The 571-nt window shown below is 41.2% G+C and carries 1 protein-coding gene; it reads right to left on the bottom strand.

The genetic code is table 11. The annotated features are described in order from the left end of the window. On the bottom strand, nucleotides 1–571 hold a 571-nt coding region (locus tag A8C32_RS04030; RefSeq protein WP_131798805.1), incomplete at both ends, for a DUF11 domain-containing protein.

The raw sequence follows: 571 nt of genomic DNA, 5'->3' as shown, positions 1-571 counted from the left end.
TACTCCTACTGTGGCTTCATCATCATCGGTAATACCGTCTCCTTTATCGTCTACACTTGATCCTGTTGTTGGATCACTGTCTGGATCGTATTGATCTGATGCTATAATTTCTACACCATTAATGTATTCGTTTAAGGTCCCTGTTGGGGCATCTACGGTAGCATCAAATGTTAAGCTTACGGTATCTGTTCCTAATGCTACAGATAAGCCTGTCCAATCGATTTGATTTCCTATTGCTATACCACCGCCACTAATATTAGTGATTCCTGAATATCCTACAGGTACTATATCTTGTACATTAACGCCTGTTGCTGCTACACTTCCTGCGTTACTTACTGTTATAGTAAAAGTAACTACGTCTCCTACATTTGGTGTGCTGTTGCTTACGGCTTTGTTGATTGATAGATCGGATGTCTGTGGGGTAACTGTAAAATTATCTTCGTCATCTTCGTCTTGATCGCCATCATCGTTATCTGGTGTACTGTCTGGATCGTATTGATCACTTCCTGTTACTTCGGCTATGTTTTTGTATTCGTCTGCCACTCCTGTTGGGGCATTAACAACTACATCG

Source organism: Flavivirga aquatica (assembly GCF_001747085.1).
GTDB classification, from domain to species: Bacteria; Bacteroidota; Bacteroidia; order Flavobacteriales; family Flavobacteriaceae; genus Algibacter_C; species Algibacter_C aquatica.
This window is presented reverse-complemented; position numbering and strand designations above follow the sequence as displayed.